At 52.9% G+C, this 790-nt stretch carries 1 protein-coding gene; it reads left to right on the top strand.

The annotated features are described in order from the left end of the window. Positions 1-56 precede the first annotated feature (56 nt). Positions 57-790 (top strand): ParB N-terminal domain-containing protein (locus tag ABD892_RS00865; RefSeq protein WP_345192866.1); only part of this gene is annotated, 734 nt, incomplete at its 3' end.

The raw sequence follows: 790 nt of genomic DNA, 5'->3' as shown, positions 1-790 counted from the left end.
AGAACTCTGCTGGTTGAGAAGTTGATGGTCAATCTTGCCATGGCGAGGGCGCGTAAATGACAAAGATTAAAATTGAGTATTGGCCCTTGTCACGGCTGGAGGAATATGAAAACAATCCCCGCCGCAATGATCAGGCAGTCGATCAGATGTGTCAGGCGATTAGTGAGATGGGATTCAAAGTGCCCATTGTTGCAAAAAGCAACGGACTTATTGTTGACGGGCACTTGCGTTACAAGGCTGCTCGTCAGCTCAACTTGAAAGAAGTACCGGTTGTTCTGGCGGATGATCTGACAGAAACGCAGATACGTGCTTTTCGAATCTTGATAAACCAGTCGGCTCATTGGGCAGAGTGGGACGAGGAAATGTTGGCTGTAGAGTTGAAGCAACTTGAAGCCGAGGACTTTGATCTCGATATTTTAGGATTCAGTGACGAGGAACTGGATGGCCTGTTGCTGGAAGAACCGGCGGATAACAGCGAAGCAGACGACCAGGTGCCGGAACCGGAAGCACATCCTGTCAGTCAGCCGGGTGATCTCTGGATTCTGGGTAGCCATCGAGTGCTCTGCGGCAGCGCCACGGAAACGGCAGATGTCGAACAACTCATGGACGGCCAGCTGGCCGACATGGTGTTTACCGATCCGCCCTACAACGTGGACTACGGCAACAACGCCAAGGACAAACTCCGCGGAAAGGATCGGCGGATCAAGAACGACAACCTGGGTGCCGGCTTCCATGCCTTCCTGCTGGCGGCCATGACCAACATGCTCTCGGTCTGCAAGGGCGCGGTATA

It is taken from the genome of Kistimonas scapharcae, assembly GCF_039540975.1.
Taxonomy (GTDB): domain Bacteria; phylum Pseudomonadota; class Gammaproteobacteria; order Pseudomonadales; family Endozoicomonadaceae; genus Kistimonas; species Kistimonas scapharcae.
The sequence above is the reverse complement of the archived record's forward strand: the minus strand, read 5'-3'. Positions and strand labels throughout refer to the sequence as shown.